A 17,160-nucleotide genomic window follows, 5' to 3' on the forward strand; every position below is an offset into this window, starting at 1 on the left:
TTCAGGCGACCCGGAAGCGCATGGTCTCGGCCGACAGGCCCGGCCCGAAGGCCAGCGCGCAGCCGCGCTGGCCGCGCTCGGCCTCGGCCATCATCCGGGCGAGGACGAACATCACGGTGGCCGAGGACATGTTGCCATGGTCGCGCAGCACGCCGCGGCTGACATCGAGCGCCGCCTCGGGCAGGTCCATGCCGTGCATCACCGCATCCAGCACGCTGCGCCCGCCCGGATGCACCGCCCAGAGGTCGAAATCGGTGACCCTGGCCCCGCCGAGGATCGCCGCCGACTGGTCCGGCAGAGCGCGCGCGAGGGTCAGCGGCACGAAGCCCGACAGCGTCATGTCAAAGCCGCCGTCGCCGATCCGCCAGGTGATCTGGTCGGCGGCTTCGGGGATCAGCGCGGCGTGGAAGCCTTCCAGCGCCAGGCCCTGCGGCTCGGCCGTCACCAGCGCCGCGCTGCAGCCATCGGCGAAGAGCAGGAAACACAGCAATTGCTCGATCTCGGTCGATGGCTGCAGGTGCAGGCTGCAGAGCTCGAGGTTCAGCACCAGCACCCGCGCCTGCGGGTCGCTGCGGACCATGTGATGCGCCAGCTTCAGCGCGTTGATCGCCGCCTGGCAGCCCATGAAGCCGACCACGCTGCGCTCGACGCTGCCGGGCAGGCGGAAGCGGTCGATCAGCCAGTGGTCGAGCCCCGGCGCGGCGAAGCCGGTGCAGGAGGCGAGGATCAGGTGGGTGATGCCCGGCCCTTCCTCCTCCAGCCCCAGCGCCAGGCCGGCGGCCTCGGCCAGCGCCGGCGCCTCGGCCTCGTAGCGGGCCATGCGGCTGCCGGTGCCGGGGAAGCGTTCCAGCCGGTAGAAGTCGTCGGTGGTGCCGAGGGAATCCGCGCGCGGCTCCAGCACCGAATAGCGGCGGGTGATATGGGATCGCTCCGCCAGCCGCGCGAAGGCGGTCTGGGTGCGGGGGTCGCTGATCTGCCGCCCGGCGAAGATTCGGAAGGCGTCATGCACCTCGTGCCGCGGCAAAGCGGTGGCGATGCGATTGATATGGGCCTGGGTCACGCGGAGAGACATGGGGGCGGCAGCGGCGACGTCACCCTATGGCCCGCTGCCGCTGGCCTTCCCACCTGAAGGGTGATGGCCGCTTGGAGGACGACATGACCATGCCGCTGCGGCTGACCGCGCCGGCGGAGGCGCTGGCCCGGCTGCTGGCGCTGCTGCCCGGGCCGGTCGCGCCCGGCCGGCGACCCGTGGCGGCCGCGCTCGGGCGGGTGCTGGCGGCGCCGCTGGTGGCGGCCGGCCCGGTGCCGGCGGCGCCGATGGCCCTGCAGGCTGGCTGGGCGGTGGCGGCGGCGGACACGCTCGGCGCCGGCGCCTACGCGCCGGTGCTGCTGGCCGCGGCGCCGGCCCGGGTCGCGCCCGGCGACCTGCTGCCCACCGGCACCGATGCCGTGCTGCCGCCCTTCGCCCTGGCGCAGGACGGCCCCTTCGCCCAGGTGCTGGAGGCGGTGGCGCCGGGCGAGGGGGTGCGGCTGCCGGGCGAGGAAGTCGCCGCCGGCACCATGCTGCGCCGGGCCGGGGAGCGCCTGGCGCCGCGCGACCTGCCGGCGCTGGCGGAATGCGGAATCACGCAGGTCGCGGTGCGGGTACCCCGCTGGGCCTGGGCGGGCGAGGATGCGCTGCGGCCGTTGTTCGCCGCGCTGCTGGCTGCCGAGGGCGCGGAATGGGACGCGGCCGCGCCCGACCTGGTCCTGGCCGCCGGCGGTCCCGAGGCATCCGGCGTCGAGCCGCTGCTGCACGGTCTCGGCGCCCGGCCGGGCATGGCGGCGGGGATTGGCACCCTTGGCGGCCGCCCCGCCCTGCTGCTCTCGGCCCGGGCGGAGGAGGCGCTGGCCGCCTGGTACCTGCTCGGCCGCCCCGCCCTGCGGCACCTTGCCGGGGCGCCGCCGCCCGTCCCGATCCGGGCCCGGCTGGCGCGCAAGCTCGCCTCCAGCGTCGGGCTGCTGGAGATCGTCCCCGTTCGCCTGCTGGCCCCCGACCTGGCCGAGCCGCTCGCCATCGGCGCCCTGCCGGCCGGGCTGCTGGCCGCGGCCGATGCCCTGCTGCTCGTCCCGCCGGGCGTCGAGGGCTATGAGGCCGGCAACGCGGTGGCGCTTGAGCCGCTATGAGGCCGCATGACTGACCCCGACGCCCTGCTCGACCGCATCCGCCGCGCCGCAAGGCAGGAGCAGTTCCTCGACATCGTCCCGGCCGAGGAGGCCACGCGGCGGTTCCACGCCGCGCTCGACCTGCGGCCCTTGTCGGCCGAGACGGTGCCGCTGGCCGCGGCGCTCGGCCGCGTGGTGGCGGAGGGCATCGCCGCCCTGGCCGACGCGCCGCCCTTCGACCGGTCCTCGGTGGACGGCTTCGCGCTGCGGGCGGCCGACAGCGCCGGCGCCTCCGAGGCCGCGCCGCGCCGCTTCCGGCTGAATGCCGAGGTGCTGGCCTGCGGCGTGGCGCCCCTGATCGCGGTCGCCCCCGGCACCGCGACCGCCATCGCCACCGGCGGCGTCGTGCCGCGCGGCGCCGATGCGGTGGTGATGATCGAGCAGACGGCGCTGGAGGAAGGCCCCGACGGCCCGGTCATGCTGCTGTCCCGCGCCGCCGCCCCCGGCCAGTCCATTGCCTTCGCCGGCAGCGACATCGCCCGTGGCGAGGCCCTGCTGCGCGCCGGCACCCTGGTGACGAGCCGGGAGATCGGCATGCTGGCCGCAGCCGGCCTGGCCGCGGTCCCCGTCGTGCGCCGGCCGCGCGTGGCCGTGCTGTCCACCGGCGACGAGCTGGTGCCGCCCGGCGCGACGCTGCCGCCCGGCGGCATCACCGACAGCAACGCCGCGATCCTCTGTGCCGCCGTCGCGGAACATGGCGGCGAGCCGCTGCCGATGGGCATCTTCCGCGACGACGAGGCGGTGCTGGAAGCCGCCGTCCGCCGGGCGCTGGAAGCCGCCGACTTGGTGGTGATGTCGGGCGGCACCAGCAAGGGCGCCGGCGACGTCTCGCACCGCATCCTGGCGGGGCTGGGCCCGCCCGGCGTGCTGGTGCACGGCGTGGCGCTGAAGCCGGGCAAGCCGCTCTGCCTCGCGGCCGTGGGCCGCAAGCCGGTGGCGATCCTGCCCGGTTTCCCGACCAGCGCAGTCTTCACCTTCCACGAATTCGTCGTCCCGGTGATCCGCGCGCTGGCCGGCCTGCCGGCGCGGGAGGAGGCGACGCGGACCGCGACGCTCGCGGTCCGCACCCCGAGCGAGCTGGGCCGCACCGAATACGTCATGGTCTCGCTGGCCGAGGCGGGCGACGGGTTGCGCGCCTTCCCGCTCGGCAAGGGCTCGGGCAGCGTCACCGCCTTCTCCCAGGCCGACGGCTTCTTCGCCATCCCGGCGTTGGACCAGGGGGCGGAGGCAGGATCGCCGGTCGGCGTCCGGCTGATCGGCACCGCCCGGCCGCCCGACCTGACCATCATCGGCAGCCACTGCCTCGGGCTCGACGCGGTGCTGGAGGCGCTGGCGGTGCAGGGGATCTCCGGAAGGACCCTGGCGGTCGGCAGCCTGGGCGGGCTGGCGGCGGCGAAGCGGGGCGAATGCGACCTGGCCGGGGCGCACCTGCTGGATGCGGCGAGCGGGACCTACAACGCGCGGTTCCTCGCCCCCGGCCTCCGCCTGGTGCCGGGCTGGCGCCGGCGGCAGGGCGTGGTGCACCGCCGCGGCGACCTGCGCTTCGAAGGCCTCGATGGGCCCGAGGCGATCCGTCGCGCCGCGGCCGATCCGGCCTGCCTGCTGGTGAACCGCAATGCCGGCAGCGGCACCCGCATCCTGCTGGACGGGCTGCTCGGCGGCGCGCGGCCGGCCGGCCATGCCAACCAGCCGAAGTCGCACAACGCCGTCGCCGCCGCGGTGGCGCAGGGCCGGGCCGATTGGGGCATCGCCATCGCCACCGTCGCCACGTCCTACGGGCTCGGCTTCCTGCCGCTGGCCGACGAGCACTACGACTTCTTCCTGCCCGGGACGCGCGAGTCGCGCCCCGCAGTGCAGGCCTTCCTCGCCGCGCTGCGGGCGCCGGCGGTGCGGGCGCGGCTGGTCGCGCTGGGCTTCGCGCCGGCCTGACCCGCTCATCTTCCATGACCGCCGGCATGGCGCGCCGTGCCCTCAGCCGCCTGGGGGCCGCACCTGCGGCGGGCTCCGCCCACCGCAGGGCGCGATGCGAGCCGTGACATGACTTGCGGCGTCCCTCGGGTCACGCATGCGTCATCATGCTTATCCCGGGTTGCGGCCGGCGCCCCTGACTGTGCCCTCCTCTCCTGATCACCGGGCCCGAGGAGACCGTCATGTCCATACCCCAGGCCATCGCCACGGCGACGCACGACGGCGCGGATGCGCATTCGATCACCGCCGGCATCTCGCTGCAGGAAATGCGGCCCCGCGTGCTGAAGGGCGACGACACCTTCGCCGTGCTGAACCGCAACGGCGACGCCCAGCCGCTGCCGGGTGGGCCGGAGGGCCTCTATCACCGCGACACGCGGCACCTGTCGCGGCTGGAACTGACCGTCGCTGGCCGCAAGCCGCTGCTGCTGAGCTCCGCCGTCTCCGACGACGGCGCCATGCTGACCTGCGACCTGACCAACCCGGACCTGCCCGCCGGGCCCGGCCGCCCGGCGGTCGAGCGCGACTTGGTGCATCTCCGCCGCTCCACCTTCCTGCGCAACGGGGTCTGCTACGAACGCATCGCGGTGCGGAACCACGGCGAGCAGCCGCTGCGGCTGGAGATCGGCCTGCAGGTCGCCGCCGACTTCGCCGACCTGTTCGAGGTGCGCGGCGAGGTGCGCGCCCGCCGCGGCACCCTGCACCCGCCGGAAGCGGGGCCGGCCGAGATCGCCCTGGCCTATACCGGGCTGGACGAGATGCGCCGGGAGACCCGGCTGCGCTTCGAGCCCACGCCGACCCGGATCACCCCGCAGCAGGCCGTCTTCGACCTGGCCCTGGTCGCTGGCGAGCGCTGCACCCTGCTGATCGAGACCCGCTGCAACCCGGACCACGAACCGCGCGAGCCTGCCGATGCCGCCTTCCTCCGCGCTTTGTGGGAGGACAGCCGGGCGCGGCGCGCGGTGCAGGCGCGCTCGGCCACCGTCGCCACCGCCGACAGCGGCTTCGACGAGATGATCGGCCGGTCCCGCGCCGACCTGACCATGCTGAGCACGCAGACCCCGGAAGGCCCCTTCCCCTATGCCGGGGTGCCCTGGTTCAGCACCGTCTTCGGCCGGGATTCACTGATCACGGCCTGGCTGACGCTGTGGTTCGACCCGGCGATCGCGCTCGGCGTGCTGCGGCACCTGGCGACGATGCAGGCCAAGGGGTTCGACGCCGCGGCGGATGCCGAACCCGGCAAGATCCTGCACGAGGTCCGCTACGGTGAGATGGCCGAGCTGGGGGAGGTGCCGTTCCGCCGCTACTACGGCAGCATCGATTCCACGCCGCTGTTCGTCGCGCTGGCCGGCGCCTGGCTGGACCGCACCGGCGACGCCGAGGCGCTGCGCGGCCTATGGCCCAACATCGAGGCGGCGCTGGGCTGGATCGAGCACCATGGCGACCGCGACGGCGACGGCTTCGTCGAGTATGGCCGGATGAAGGAGTCCGGCCTGGCGAACCAGGGCTGGAAGGACAGCTGGGACTCGATCTCCCACGCCGACGGCACCCTGGCCAAGGGGCCGATCGCGCTCTGCGAGGTGCAGGCCTATGTCCATGCCGCCTGGGGTGCCGGCGCCCGCATCGCCCGCGCGCTCGGGCTTGGCGAGGACCGCGCCGCGGCGATGGAGGCGAAGGCCGAGGCGCTGCGGGTGCGGTTCGAGGCGACCTTCTGGTGCGACGACCTTGGCATCTACGCACTGGCGCTGGATGGCGAGAAGCGGCCCTGCCGGGTGCGGTCGTCGAATGCCGGGCATGTGCTGCTGGGCGGCCTGGCCTCGCCCGAACGCGCGGCCTCCGTCGCCCGGCACCTGATGGATGGCAGCTTCCATTCCGGCTGGGGCATCCGCACGCTGGCGACGACCGAAGCCCGCTACAACCCGATGAGCTACCACAACGGCTCGGTCTGGCCGCACGACACCGCGCTGATCGGGCTGGGCCTGGCCCGCTACGGCCACCGCGCCGCGGCGGCGAAGCTGCTGGAGGGGCTGACCGCGGCGGCCGGCAAGCTCGACCTGCGGCGGCTGCCGGAGCTGTTCTGCGGCTTCCCGCGCCGGGGCGGGCAGGGGCCGACCGCCTATCCGGTGGCCTGCGCGCCGCAGGCCTGGGCGGCGGCGGCGCCGATCGGGCTGCTGGGCGCCTGCCTGGGCCTGTCCTTCGACCCGGCGGCGCGGCAGGTGCGGCTGGAACGGCCGGTGCTGCCGGCCGGGCTGGACCGGGTGCTGCTGCGTGGGCTGTCGCTGGGCGGGGCGCGGATCGACGTGCAACTCGGCCGGGCGGCAGGGGAATCGGTGGCGATGAGCGTGCCGGGGCGGCGGGGGGAGATCGGCGCGGTGCTGCTGGCCTGAGAAAGGAAGGTTGGGAAGGGAGGAGCATGCCCTCGCCGAACCCCACCCTTCCTTGCCATCAGTCTGGCACCCGCCGCGCGGCAGGGGCCACCCTACGAAACCGGAGGAGGGTCCGGGCAGGGGCCGGACCGGCGACATAGCTGGCAGCTCGCACCGGCGGGATGCCCGGCGGTCTTCGGTCACGGGTGGGGCGCACCCGCCTGTGCCCTGGACGATCGGTGGGATGGTCGAGGAACGGCTGCGGTTCGTGGTTGCGGCGTCGTGGGACGAGGCGCCGATCGGCATGTTGCGCGCGGCCTGCGGGATCAGCCGGGAGACCGGGCACAAGTGGCTCGAGCGCTGGCGGCGGAGCGGGGCGTCCGGGCCGCAGGATGGCCCGCGGGCGCCGCATGGCCGGCCGGGGGCGCTGGCGCCCGCGATCGCCGCGGCCTTGCCGGTGCAGCGGCAGGCGCGGTGCGACGCCTTCCGGCGGGACCGCGACGCGGTACGGCCGCAGAGGCGTTGGGACAGAGGCCCCCCCCCGCCAGCCTGTGGCAGCCCTCGGCCTGGCGCCATCCCGGCCGGATGGAGGAGCCGTGGTCCACGCCGGACCACCAGGTGCGGCGGGCGTGCCAGGGGGGGGCGGGCTGACCTGGCAGGGCGGCGTGGTGGATCTGGGCGGGACGCCGGCGGGCGGGCTGCTCGGATTGTCCGCCGGGGACCGGCTGGCGCGGTTCATGGCGATCGATCCCGGGGTGATCGACCGGCGCAGGGCAGGAACATAACCAGAAGGCTGTCAAGGATGTTCCCGGTCCGCAGTGTCAGCGGATGTCGCCGCTCGGACGGCGGATATTTCCTCCCTGGCCTTGCTGCCCGTGCCGCACACTGCCAGGTGACCAGCCGCGGCGCCGCTCGCCCTGGTCCAACCGATCCGCACCACCGATCTGCCGGCTTGCCGCGCAGGGCCGCGGCGAACGGGTGGACAGCATGGCCGGATCGGCATTGGTGGCGGGCGTCAGCGGCATCGTCGGCAACAACCTCGCGCGGCACCTGCTCGGCCAGGGCTGGGAGGTGGCCGGGCTGGCGCGGCGCCCCGCCACCGACATCGCCGGGCTGCGGCCGGTTGCCGCCGACCTGCTCGACCCCGCCGCATTGCGGGCGGCGCTGGACGGCGCGCGGCCGAGCCATGTCTTCATCACCACCTGGATGCGCCAGCCGACCGAGGCGGAGAACATCCGCGTCAACGCCGCCATGGTGCGCAACCTGCTCGGTGCGCTGCGGCCGGCCGGCACGGTGCGGCATGTCGCCCTCGTCACCGGGCTCAAGCACTATCTCGGCCCCTTCGAGGCCTATGGCAAAGGCAGCCTGCCGGCGACGCCCTTCCGCGAGGAGCAGCCGCGGCTCGATGTCGAGAATTTCTACTATGCGCAGGAGGACGCGGTCTTCGCCGCCGCCGCGCGCGACGGCTTCGGCTGGAGCGTGCACCGGCCGCATACCATCATCGGCTATGCGCTCGGCAACGCGATGAACATGGGCGTCACGCTGGCGGCCTATGCCACGCTCTGCAGCGAGACCGGCCGGCCCTTCGTCTTCCCCGGCTCCGCCACGCAGTGGAACGGCCTGACCGACATGACCGATGCCAGGCTGCTGGCGCGCCACCTGGCCTGGGCCGCGACCACGCCGGCGGCGCGCGACCTGGCCTTCAACGTGGTGAACGGCGACGTCTTCCGCTGGAGCTGGATGTGGGGACGCATCGCCGGCTGGTTCGGGCTGACCGCGGCGCCCTTCCCGGCCGAGCCGATGCCGCTGGAGCGGCAACTGGCCGATGCCGGGCCGATCTGGGCCGGGATCGCGGCACGGCACGGCCTGGCCGAGGCTGACCTCGGCCGGCTGGCCTCGGCCTGGCACACCGACGCCGACCTTGGCCGGCCGATCGAGGTGGTCACCGACATGGGCCGCAGCCGCAAGCTCGGCTTCCTCGACTACCAGGCGACCGACGAGGCCTTCTTCGACCTCTTCGCCCGGCTCCGCCAGGCACGGATCATCCCCGCCGCCTGAGCCCCGGCCCCCCGCCGAATGGCCGGTGCCCCGCGCAACGGTCGCGCTGGGCGCCGGGCGGTACTACATGTCAGGCTGACAACCCCTGATCGGCTGGCGGCCGCCGCTCCCGCTGCCACCCCCCGAGGAAACCGCATGACCGACGCCGTCCGCCTCACCCGCCTGCCCAACGGCCTCACCATCGTCTCCGAGCACATGCCGCGGGTCGAGACCGTCTCCTTCGGCGCCTATGTCGCCGCCGGCACGCGGCACGAGAGCGCGGCGGAGAACGGCGTCTCCCATTTCCTGGAACACATGGCCTTCAAGGGCACCGAGCGGCGCGACGCCCTGGCCATCGCCCGCGAGATCGAGAATGTCGGCGGCCACCTGAACGCCTACACGTCGCGCGAGAACACCGCCTACTACTGCAAGGTGCTGAAGGAGGACGTGGGGCTGGCGGCCGACATCATCGGCGACATCCTGACCCATTCCACCTTCATCCCGGAGGAGCTGGAGCGCGAGCGGGGCGTCATCCTGCAGGAGATCGGCCAGGCCAACGACACGCCGGACGACATCATCTTCGACCACTTCCAGACCACCGCCTATCCCGGCCAGCCGATGGGACGGCCGACGCTGGGCACCGAGGACGTCATCAAGGGCATGAAGCGCGAGGCGCTGACCGACTACATGCGCCACCATTACGGGCCGGAGCGGATGGTGGTGGCCGCCGCCGGCGCGGTCGACCACGACCGGCTGCTGGACCTGGTGCAGACCCATTTCGCCGACCTGCCGCAGGTCGCGCCGCCGCCGCCCGAGGCCTCCCGCTACGTCGGCGGCGAGTTCCGTGAGGAGGACGACCTGGAGCAGGTCCATATCGTCCTCGGCTTTCCCGCCGCCGGCTACAAGGACAAGCTGTACTACCCGTCCCTGCTGCTGAGCACGCTGCTCGGCGGCGGCATGTCGTCGCGGCTGTTCCAGGAGATCCGCGAGAAGCGCGGCCTGGTCTATTCGATCTATTCCTTCGCCCATCCCTTCCAGGATGGCGGGCTCTTCGCCGTCTATGCCGGCACCGGGGAGAAGGAGGCCGAGGAGCTGGTACCGGTGACGGTCGAGGAGCTGCGCAAGGTGCAGACCGACGTGACCCAGGACGAGCTGGACCGCGCCAAGGCGCAGTTCCGCGCCAGCCTGCTGATGTCGATGGAGAGCACCGGCAGCCGGACCGAGCAGCTGGCGCGGCAGATCCAGGTGCATGGCCGCATCATCCCGGTCGAGGAGACCAAGGCGCGGATCGCCGCCGTCACCATCGCCGAGGTGCAGGAGGCCGCGCGCGCCGCGTTCCGCTCGCCGCCGACGCTCGCGGCGCTCGGGCCGGCGGGCAAGGTGCCGGGCCTGGCGGAGATCGCCGGGCGGCTCGCGGCCTAGCCAGGGGGAACGGCTTCCCTCGCGCCCGGGCACGTCTTCGGGCGGCGTGTCCGCGGCTCGCCGTGCAGGATGCGTTCGACGGCGGCGTCACCGCTGCGGCCCGCGATCCCGGGGCCGATGCACGCTTCCGGGCATTCACGCCCCGGGACCTGCCTCAGGTCACCCGCCGGTCGCCGCCACGACCGCGCGGCGCAGCTGCTCGAAGGTGATCGGCTTGAACAGGATCGCCGCGGGGTGGCCGCTGTTGATCCGGGCAACCGTCGCCGGCTCCTGCGACCCGGTTATGAAGATGACCGGGCAGCCCAGGACGTCATGGATCGCCTGCGCGGCGTCCACGCCATCCGCCTCGCCCTTCAGCCGGACATCCATCAGCACCAGCTCCGGCCGGTGGAACTTGGCGAGCGCGATCGCCCGGCTTGCGTTGTCGGCGGTGGCGCAGACCTCCAGCCGCAACGCGGCGACCATGTCGGCCAGCGTGTCGGCGATGAGGAACTCATCCTCGACGATCAGCACGCGACCGCCGCGGTCGCTCATCGGGGCCCTTCCGGCAGCGGCAGCCGGATCGTGACGCGGGTGCCGCCCTGATAGGCGATGGCCAGCGCGCCATCCAGCTGGCCGACCAGCCCCTCGACGATCCGGCTGCCGAGGCCCGGCCGCGCGGCATAGCGCTCCACCGCCGCCGGGTCGCGGCCCTGGTCGGCGACGACCAGCTCCGCGGCATCGCCGCTCACCCGGTGGAATCCAACCGCCAGGGATCCCGTGGAGCCGGGCGGATAGGCGTGGCGCACGGCATTCGTCACAAGCTCCGTCACGATCAGCCCCAGCGGGGCGGCGATATCCATGGTCACCGCGACCGAATCGGCGGCAACCTCGATCCGGACCCCGTCATCGAACGGGGACAGCGAGCGCTCCAGATTGGATGTCAATTCATATAGGAAGGGAGCGATATCGAACGTCGCAAGGTCGTCCGACCGCATCAACTGGGCGTGCACCAGGCCGAGCGCATGCAGTTGGTTGCGGATGCCGGTCAGCCGCGCCGCCACGGCCGGGTTGTCCTGCCGCTTCGCCTCCATCCGCACCAGCGAATCGACCACCTGCAGGTTGTTCCTGACCCGGTGGTAGACCTCCCGCAGCAGCAGGTCGCGCTGGCCAAGCGCCTGGTGCAGCTCGGCGGTGCGGGCGGCGACGCGGGCCTCGAGCTGGTCGCGGGCATGTGCCAGCTGGCGTTGCTGACGGACGAATTGCGCCAGGAAGAACAGGAACAGCACGGCGGCCGAGGTGACCCAGCCGGCCCGGGCGACGATCCAGCCGACCGAATAGCGGCCGCCGCCGAGCTGCGACACCAGCAGCGCGCAGGCCATCGTCGTCTGCGCCAGCGCCAACCACAGGAACAGCGCGTCGCGGTCGCGGAGGACCCACAGGACCAGCGCGGCGCCGGCCGCCAGCATGCCGATCGCCAGCCAGTTCGCCGCGATGTTCAGCGGCGTCCAGGCGAGCTCCCGGCCCATCAGGTCGGGCAGCCGGTCGGGGATCAGGATCGCGGCCAGGACGATGGCGGCGACGGCCAGCAGCACCGTCGCGACCGCCGCCTGGATCGCCCGGCCGCTGCGCCCCGCTGGGCAGCGGCCAGGCGCCGCGACCGCGACGACGATCCCCGCCAGCGACAGCCCGGCATGGCCGAGGATCCAGGCGACGAAGATCCAGGCGGTCGAAGGCGCGGTGCCGATCACGCCGCGCCCCGCCAGCACCGCGCCGGGGAAGGTCAGCAGATGGAACACCGCCATCAGGCTGCTGTGCAGGTAGGCGCAGCCGAGCAGCAGCAGCGGCCAGGCACGCAGCGCGTGGAACTGCACCAGGAGCAGGAAGGCGGTGGTCGCCTCGGCGATGACGATCCCGGCGACGAAGGCCGCGGTGATCCCCGGAATCTCCGGCCCCGCCACGCCGGCACGGGGCAGCACCGCCAGCGTCAGCGCGACGTAGCCCAGCATGGCGAGCAGGACGTAACGGCGGGTGGCGTCGCCCGCGGCCTGGATCGCCGCTGTCCCGCGGTGGAGTTGCGTTTCAACCAGGGCGGGAATCGATCCAGGGAAGGTACTGCGCGGGCATGGCTGCCGCGACGCGTCGGCCAGGTGTTGCCAGGCGGGGCGACGATGCCGTGCGGGGCGAGAGGACACAAACGGTTCGCGATGAACCTCGCGGCATCGGGCCCGGGCGGCAAACTGGCCGGCGAAGATCGCGTCATGCTACAGCGCAGCCGGGCAGGGTCCGCCCCCCGATCCGCCGCGGTCGCGGGCCCCGGCTGCCGGGCCCCGTGCGCGACGGCCGGGCCCCGCCGGAATTCGAGGGCCGGAGTTCGAGGAGAGACGCCCGCATGTCCCATGCCGATACCCTGCAGGACCTCGTCGCCGCTGCCCGCCGGGCCGGGGCGGATGCCGCCGATGCGGTCCTGATCAGCAATGCCTCGCTCCACGTCTCCCGCCGGCTCGGCGAGATCGAGCAGCTGGAACGGGCCGAGGGCTTCGATCTCGGCCTACGGGTCTTCCTCGGCCAGCGTCAGGCGATTGTCTCCTCCACCGACCCCTCGCCCAAGGGCTTCGCCGCGCTGGCCGAGCGCGCCGTCGCCATGGCGCGGGTGGTGCCCGAGGACCCCTTCGCCGGCCTCGCCGATGCGCCGGACGGGCTGGTCGCGGTCGATCTCGACCTGGCGGATGCCGAGGAGCCCAACGCCGCCGCACTGATCGCCCGCGCCGCCGCGGCCGAGGATGCGGCGCTGGCCGTGGCCGGGGTGAGCAATTCCGAAGGCGCCAGCGCCGGCTGGGGCCGCTACGCCATCGCCATGGCAGCCAGCAACGGCTTCGCCGGGGAATATGCCCGCACCAGCCATTCGATCTCGGTCACCGCCCTGGCGGGGCAGGGGACGTCGATGGAGCGGGACTACGACTATTCCAGCTGCGTCCATCTGTCCGATCTGGAGGACGCCGCCATGCTCGGCCGCCGCGCCGGGGAGAAGGCGGTGGCGCGGCTGAACCCGTCCCGGCCGAAGACTGCCCGGGTGCCCGTGGTCTACGACCCACGCGTGGCGGCTTCGCTGCTCGGGCATCTGTCGGGCGCCATCAACGGCGCCGCGGTCGCGCGGGGCACCTCCTTCCTCGGTGACAAGCTGGGCCAGCGGGTGATGGCGGCCGGGCTGACGGTGGTGGACGACCCGACCCGGCGGCGCGGGCTGCGCAGCCGGCCCTTTGACGGCGAGGGCATGAAGGGTACCCGCCGCGCCATCGTCGAGGACGGCATCCTGACCACCTGGATCCTCGACTGGCGCAGCGCCCGGCAGCTCGGCATGGCCTCGACCGGCCATGCCGGCCGCGGCACCGGCGGGCCGCCTTCGCCCAGCACCACCAACCTGTGGCTGGAAGCCGGCAGCATGACGCCGGCGGCGCTGATGGCCGATATCCGCGAGGGCATCTACGTGACGGAACTGATCGGCATGGGGGTCAACGGCGTCACCGGCGACTACAGCCGCGGCGCCGCCGGCTTCATGATCCGCGACGGCGCCCTGGCGGAGCCGGTCAGCGAGATCACCATTGCCGGCAACGTCAAGGATATGCTGCTGAACCTGACGCCGGCGGACGACCTGCAATTCCGTCGCGGCACCGACAGCCCGACCATCCGGGTCGAGGGCCTGACCATGGCGGGTGGCTAGGGCATACCAAGCAAGCTTGCGGAGGGAAACGTATGCCCTCCGCGAACCCCACCTTTCCTTTTTGCAAGTCGAGTGCCGCCGCGCGGCAGGTGTTGACTCCCAAAAACAGAGGAGGGGCCCGGGGAGGATGCTTCCTTCCCGGTCTTGCTTTACCTCACGGACCTTCAGGGAAGGAGCGACCCATGGCAGTCCAGGACTGGCGCAAGACGCGTGAGCACATGGAGCGGGAGGCGATCGCGGCACTCGCCGAGCTCAGCCTGAACGAGGACGGCCGGATGCCGCTGCGCGAGGCCGCGGCACTGGCCGTCGTCACCGCCCACCAGGTGCCCGAACTGGTCGAGATGGGCGCCTTCGAGGCAGGTGACCTGGACGACGACGCGATGAATGCCACCGCCGTGGTGGTCGACATCGCCTCCGGCTGGGACGACGAAAGCGAGAGCGTCGCCGAATATGTCGAAAGCCTCGACGAACACGACCTGGAGCGGCTGTCGCGCTATGCCCAGGCCTGGGCCGCCGCGGTCTGGCAGCAGATGGTTCCGCTCAGCCAGGCGGAGAAGGACACCACGCTGGCCTCGCTGAGGCTGCAATAGACTTCCGGGCGGTCTCCGGCATCGCCCACCAGAACAGCAGCGCGCCGGCCGCCGCCGTCGCGGCCAGGGCCAGGAAGGCCGCCGAATAGCCGGCCTGCACCACCACCCAGCCGGCCAGCCCGTTGGAAAGCGAGGCGCCCAGCCCCTGCGCGGTGGCGACGGCGCCGAGTCCGGCGCCGAAATGCCCGGTGCCCCGCGTCAGGTCGGCGGTGATCATCGGCATCAGGGCGCCGAACAGCCCGGCGCCCACCCCGTCCAGCGCCTGCACCGAGACCAGCCACCAGGGATCGTCGGACAAAGTGTAGAGCACGCCGCGCAGCGCCAGCACCGCGAAGCCGGCCAGGAACAGCGGCTTGCGGCCCCAGGCATCGGCCCGGGCACCGGCCAGCGCCGCCATCGGCACCATCACCAATTGGGCCGCGACGATGCAGGCCGACATCAGCGCGGTGCCGCGGTTGAGGTCCTGCTGTGCCAGCTTCTGCCCGACCAGCGGCAGCATCGCCGCATTGGCCAGATGGAACAGCGCGACGCAGAGCGCGAAGACCAGCAGCGGCCGGCAGGTGACCAGGGTCCGCCAGGCCGAAGCCTGGCTGCCGCCGGCCTCGTCCGCGCCGCGCGCCAGGGCCGGGTCGATCCGGTCGGCCGGGATGGCCAGGGCGGCGGCGATGCTGGCCAGCGCCATGCCGCCCAGCAGCCAGAAGACCGCGACCGGGCCGAACCACAGCGACAGCCCGCCGGCGGCGGCGGCCGAGGCGGCATTGCCGGCATGGTTGAAGGCCTCGTTGCGGCCGGTGCGGCGGCTGAAGCGGGCGCGGCCGGCCAGGCCCAGCGTGAGTGCGGCGATCGCCGGGGCGAAGACCGCGGCGGCCATGCCGCTGGCCGCCTGCAACCCTGCCACCGGCCAGAAGCCGGGGAAGGCCGGGATCAGCAGGCAGGCGGCGGTGACCACCAGGGCGGCCAGGGCCAGCACCGCCCGCCGCGCCGCCACCCGGTCCACCAGGGCGCCGGCCGGCGCCTGGGCCAGCAACCCGGCGACGCCGGAGATGGCGAGGACGAGGCCGGTCTGCGCCGGGTCCCAGCCGAGGGCCAGGAGATAGACCGCGAGATAGGGGCCGAGCCCGTCCCGCACGTCGGCCAGGGCGAAATTCAGGGCGTCCAGCGCGCGGGCGCCGGGGATGCTGGGCGGGGACATCGCGGCGCGGCTCCGGGCGGGTGCCGCGGCAACGCTGCCGCTGCCGCCTCGGTTCAGTCGATGCGGATCTCCCGCACCTGCACCTGGTTGTCCGCCCGGTGGGTCACCGCCACGCCCTGCCGCACCGCCCAGGGGATCATCATGTGGTACAGCGGGACATGGCCCAGCTCGGCATTGTGCAGGGCATGCGCGCGGGCGATCAGGCCGCGCCGGGTTTCCGGGTCGGTCTCCGATTCCACCCGCTTCACCAGCGCGTCGAATTCGGCATTGGCATAGCCGCCGGCATTCCAGCTGGCGCTGCCGCCGACGGCGCGGGACGCCATGACCGCGCGCAGCGTGTACAGCGCATCGAAGGTCGGCACCCCCCAGGACAGCGCGTAGAACTGGCTCTCGCGGCGCTGGATGCGGCCGATGAACTGGCTGTTCGGCACCAGGTTCAGGCTGGCCTTGATGCCGACCTGGGCCAGCATGGCGGTGATCGCCTGGCAGGCCTCGTCATAGGTGCCGACCGGGCAGTCGAAGCCGATGGCGAAACCCTGGCCGTAGCCGGCCTCGGCCAGCAGGGCGCGCGCCCGGTCGCGGTCGTAGGGCAGGCGCCTGTCGGTTTCCGGCGTCCAGCCGTTGACGAATTGCGTCCACATCGACCCGGTCGGCACCGCCTGGCCACGCAGGGTGCGGCGCTTCAGCGTCTCGACGTCGATGGCATGCGCGACGGCTTGGCGGACACGGACATCCTTGAAGGGGTTCTTCCCGCGGATGTCGGAGGAGGACAGGTCGTCGGCCTCCTGGTTCATCGCCAGGAAGACGGTGCGGTTCTCCTGGCCCTCCAGCACCCGCAGCTTCGGGTCGCGGCGGATGCGCTCGATGTCCTGGACCGGGACGACATGCACCATGTCGACCTCGCCCGACAGCAGCGCGGCGACCCGGGTCGAATCCGAGTTCAGCACGATGTACTGGAATTCGGTGACGTTGCCGGGGGCGGCCTTGGCCTCGGTCCCCCACCAGGCCGGGTTGCGGGCCATCACGGTGCGCTGGTCGACCTCCCGCCGGGTGATGACGAAGGGGCCGGTGCCGTTGGTGTTGCGGGCGGCGAAGGTCTCCTCCCGCTGGCCGAAATTCTGCGGTACGGCGCTGCGGTTGGCCTCCGACCAGCCTTTGTCCATCACCAGCACGCGGCTCATCTTGTCGGGGATGGTGGCGTCCGGGGTGCGGGTGATGACGTCGAGCGTGAGCCGGTCCACCACCTCGGTGCCGGCGACGGTATCCACGTAGATGCCGTAGTTGCTGGTCGGCGCCTTGACCCGGGCGAGGCTGAAGGCGGCGTCCTCGGCCTCGAAGCTCTCCCCGCCGCTGAATTTCACCCCGTCGCGCAGGTGGAAGCGCCAGCGGGTCGGCTCGACCTGTTCCCAGCGGACCGCCAGGCCCGGGTGTAGCTTCAGGTCGTCGCCGCGATGGGTCAGCGGCTCATAGACCTGGGAGACGATGAGGTAGGTGAACAGCGCATTGGTCGCATGCGGGTCGAGCGTCGCCGCATCCGTGCTGGTGGCGAACCGGAAGACCCTGGCCGGCGTTTGCGCCATGGCGCTGGTTGCCGCCAGCACGGCCCCACCCAGGACCAAGCCCCTGATCCACGCCTTCGCCATCCGATGGTCCCCCGACTGCTGCAGGTACAGGGTGACGCCT

At 73.1% G+C, this 17,160-nt stretch carries 13 protein-coding genes; 8 read left to right on the forward strand and 5 right to left on the reverse strand.

The genetic code is table 11. The annotated features are described in order from the left end of the window. Position 1 precedes the first annotated feature (1 nt). A complete protein-coding gene (locus tag ACFQS7_RS19640) occupies positions 2 to 1,060 on the reverse strand; it encodes a type III polyketide synthase (protein ID WP_380068821.1) in 1,059 nt (352 codons plus the stop codon). A gap of 95 nt (positions 1,061 to 1,155) precedes the next feature. Between ACFQS7_RS19640 and ACFQS7_RS19645 the strand changes: the two genes are divergently transcribed. The 6 genes from ACFQS7_RS19645 to ACFQS7_RS19670 all read left to right on the forward strand — a co-directional run bounded on the left by ACFQS7_RS19645 (position 1,156) and on the right by ACFQS7_RS19670 (position 9,995). Beyond that, a complete protein-coding gene (locus tag ACFQS7_RS19645) occupies positions 1,156 to 2,166 on the forward strand; it encodes a molybdopterin biosynthesis protein (protein ID WP_380068822.1) in 1,011 nt (336 codons plus the stop codon). Positions 2,167 to 2,172: 6 nt separating this feature from the next. Then, positions 2,173 to 4,134 carry a molybdopterin biosynthesis protein gene (locus tag ACFQS7_RS19650; RefSeq protein WP_380068823.1) on the forward strand — a complete coding sequence of 654 codons (1,962 nt, stop codon included), beginning with the start codon at positions 2,173 to 2,175 and terminating at the stop codon, positions 4,132 to 4,134. Between the two features lie 221 nt (positions 4,135 to 4,355). Beyond that, entirely contained in the window at positions 4,356 to 6,557 is a 2,202-nt protein-coding gene (locus ACFQS7_RS19655) for a glycogen debranching N-terminal domain-containing protein (RefSeq protein ID WP_380068824.1), read from the forward strand. 608 nt (positions 6,558 to 7,165) lie between these two features. Next, positions 7,166 to 7,321 (forward strand): hypothetical protein, encoded by a 156-nt coding sequence (locus ACFQS7_RS19660; RefSeq protein WP_380068825.1) that lies wholly within the window; start codon positions 7,166 to 7,168, stop codon positions 7,319 to 7,321. 202 nt (positions 7,322 to 7,523) lie between these two features. Next, positions 7,524 to 8,594 (forward strand): SDR family oxidoreductase, encoded by a 1,071-nt coding sequence (locus tag ACFQS7_RS19665; RefSeq protein WP_380068826.1) that lies wholly within the window; start codon positions 7,524 to 7,526, stop codon positions 8,592 to 8,594. Positions 8,595 to 8,729: 135 nt separating this feature from the next. Next, complete coding sequence (locus ACFQS7_RS19670) at positions 8,730 to 9,995, forward strand: M16 family metallopeptidase (protein WP_380068827.1); 1,266 nt, start codon at positions 8,730 to 8,732, stop codon at positions 9,993 to 9,995. A 159-nt stretch (positions 9,996 to 10,154) separates the two neighbouring features. Here the strand turns inward: ACFQS7_RS19670 and ACFQS7_RS19675 are convergent, their stop codons facing one another. Together ACFQS7_RS19675 and ACFQS7_RS19680 are read right to left on the reverse strand one after the other, a co-directional pair. After that, the gene (locus ACFQS7_RS19675) at positions 10,155 to 10,529 is read right to left on the reverse strand and encodes a response regulator (RefSeq protein ID WP_380068828.1); all 375 of its coding nucleotides are present in this window, start codon (positions 10,527 to 10,529) and stop codon (positions 10,155 to 10,157) included. Beyond that, entirely contained in the window at positions 10,526 to 11,983 is a 1,458-nt protein-coding gene (locus ACFQS7_RS19680) for a sensor histidine kinase (protein WP_380068829.1), read from the reverse strand. Before ACFQS7_RS19680 ends, ACFQS7_RS19675 begins: the two co-directional genes overlap by 4 nt. Before the next feature lie 383 nt (positions 11,984 to 12,366). On the opposite strand from ACFQS7_RS19680, the gene ACFQS7_RS19685 reads away from it, so the two are divergent. Both ACFQS7_RS19685 and ACFQS7_RS19690 read left to right on the forward strand, forming a co-directional pair. Next, positions 12,367 to 13,695 carry a TldD/PmbA family protein gene (locus tag ACFQS7_RS19685; protein ID WP_380068830.1) on the forward strand — a complete coding sequence of 443 codons (1,329 nt, stop codon included), beginning with the start codon at positions 12,367 to 12,369 and terminating at the stop codon, positions 13,693 to 13,695. Positions 13,696 to 13,877: 182 nt separating this feature from the next. Continuing rightward, the gene (locus tag ACFQS7_RS19690; RefSeq protein WP_380068831.1) at positions 13,878 to 14,285 is read left to right on the forward strand and encodes a hypothetical protein; all 408 of its coding nucleotides are present in this window, start codon (positions 13,878 to 13,880) and stop codon (positions 14,283 to 14,285) included. Here the strand turns inward: ACFQS7_RS19690 and ACFQS7_RS19695 are convergent. Beyond that, complete coding sequence (locus ACFQS7_RS19695) at positions 14,236 to 15,477, reverse strand: MFS transporter (protein WP_380068832.1); 1,242 nt, start codon at positions 15,475 to 15,477, stop codon at positions 14,236 to 14,238. The genes ACFQS7_RS19690 and ACFQS7_RS19695 overlap by 50 nt on opposite strands. Before the next feature lie 53 nt (positions 15,478 to 15,530). After that, complete coding sequence (locus ACFQS7_RS19700; protein WP_380068833.1) at positions 15,531 to 17,057, reverse strand: ABC transporter substrate-binding protein; 1,527 nt, start codon at positions 17,055 to 17,057, stop codon at positions 15,531 to 15,533. Positions 17,058 to 17,160 lie beyond the last annotated feature (103 nt).

Source organism: Dankookia sp. GCM10030260, from assembly GCF_042666655.1.
Taxonomy (GTDB): Bacteria; Pseudomonadota; Alphaproteobacteria; order Acetobacterales; family Acetobacteraceae; genus Paracraurococcus.

Excerpts from the sequence above, each read along its gene's own strand:
- ACFQS7_RS19655 (WP_380068824.1), top strand. The coding sequence starts at position 4,356 with ATGTCCATACCCCAGGCCATCGCCACGGCGACGCACGACGGCGCGGAT.
- ACFQS7_RS19645 (WP_380068822.1), top strand. The coding sequence starts at position 1,156 with ATGACCATGCCGCTGCGGCTGACCGCGCCGGCGGAGGCGCTGGCCCGG.
- ACFQS7_RS19685 (WP_380068830.1), top strand. The coding sequence starts at position 12,367 with ATGTCCCATGCCGATACCCTGCAGGACCTCGTCGCCGCTGCCCGCCGG.
- ACFQS7_RS19680 (WP_380068829.1), bottom strand. The coding sequence starts at position 11,983 with ATGCTGGGCTACGTCGCGCTGACGCTGGCGGTGCTGCCCCGTGCCGGC.
- ACFQS7_RS19650 (WP_380068823.1), top strand. The coding sequence starts at position 2,173 with ATGACTGACCCCGACGCCCTGCTCGACCGCATCCGCCGCGCCGCAAGG.
- ACFQS7_RS19700 (WP_380068833.1), bottom strand. The coding sequence starts at position 17,057 with ATGGCGCAAACGCCGGCCAGGGTCTTCCGGTTCGCCACCAGCACGGAT.
- ACFQS7_RS19690 (WP_380068831.1), top strand. The coding sequence starts at position 13,878 with ATGGCAGTCCAGGACTGGCGCAAGACGCGTGAGCACATGGAGCGGGAG.
- ACFQS7_RS19675 (WP_380068828.1), bottom strand. The coding sequence starts at position 10,529 with ATGAGCGACCGCGGCGGTCGCGTGCTGATCGTCGAGGATGAGTTCCTC.
- ACFQS7_RS19670 (WP_380068827.1), top strand. The coding sequence starts at position 8,730 with ATGACCGACGCCGTCCGCCTCACCCGCCTGCCCAACGGCCTCACCATC.
- ACFQS7_RS19665 (WP_380068826.1), top strand. The coding sequence starts at position 7,524 with ATGGCCGGATCGGCATTGGTGGCGGGCGTCAGCGGCATCGTCGGCAAC.
- ACFQS7_RS19695 (WP_380068832.1), bottom strand. The coding sequence starts at position 15,477 with ATGTCCCCGCCCAGCATCCCCGGCGCCCGCGCGCTGGACGCCCTGAAT.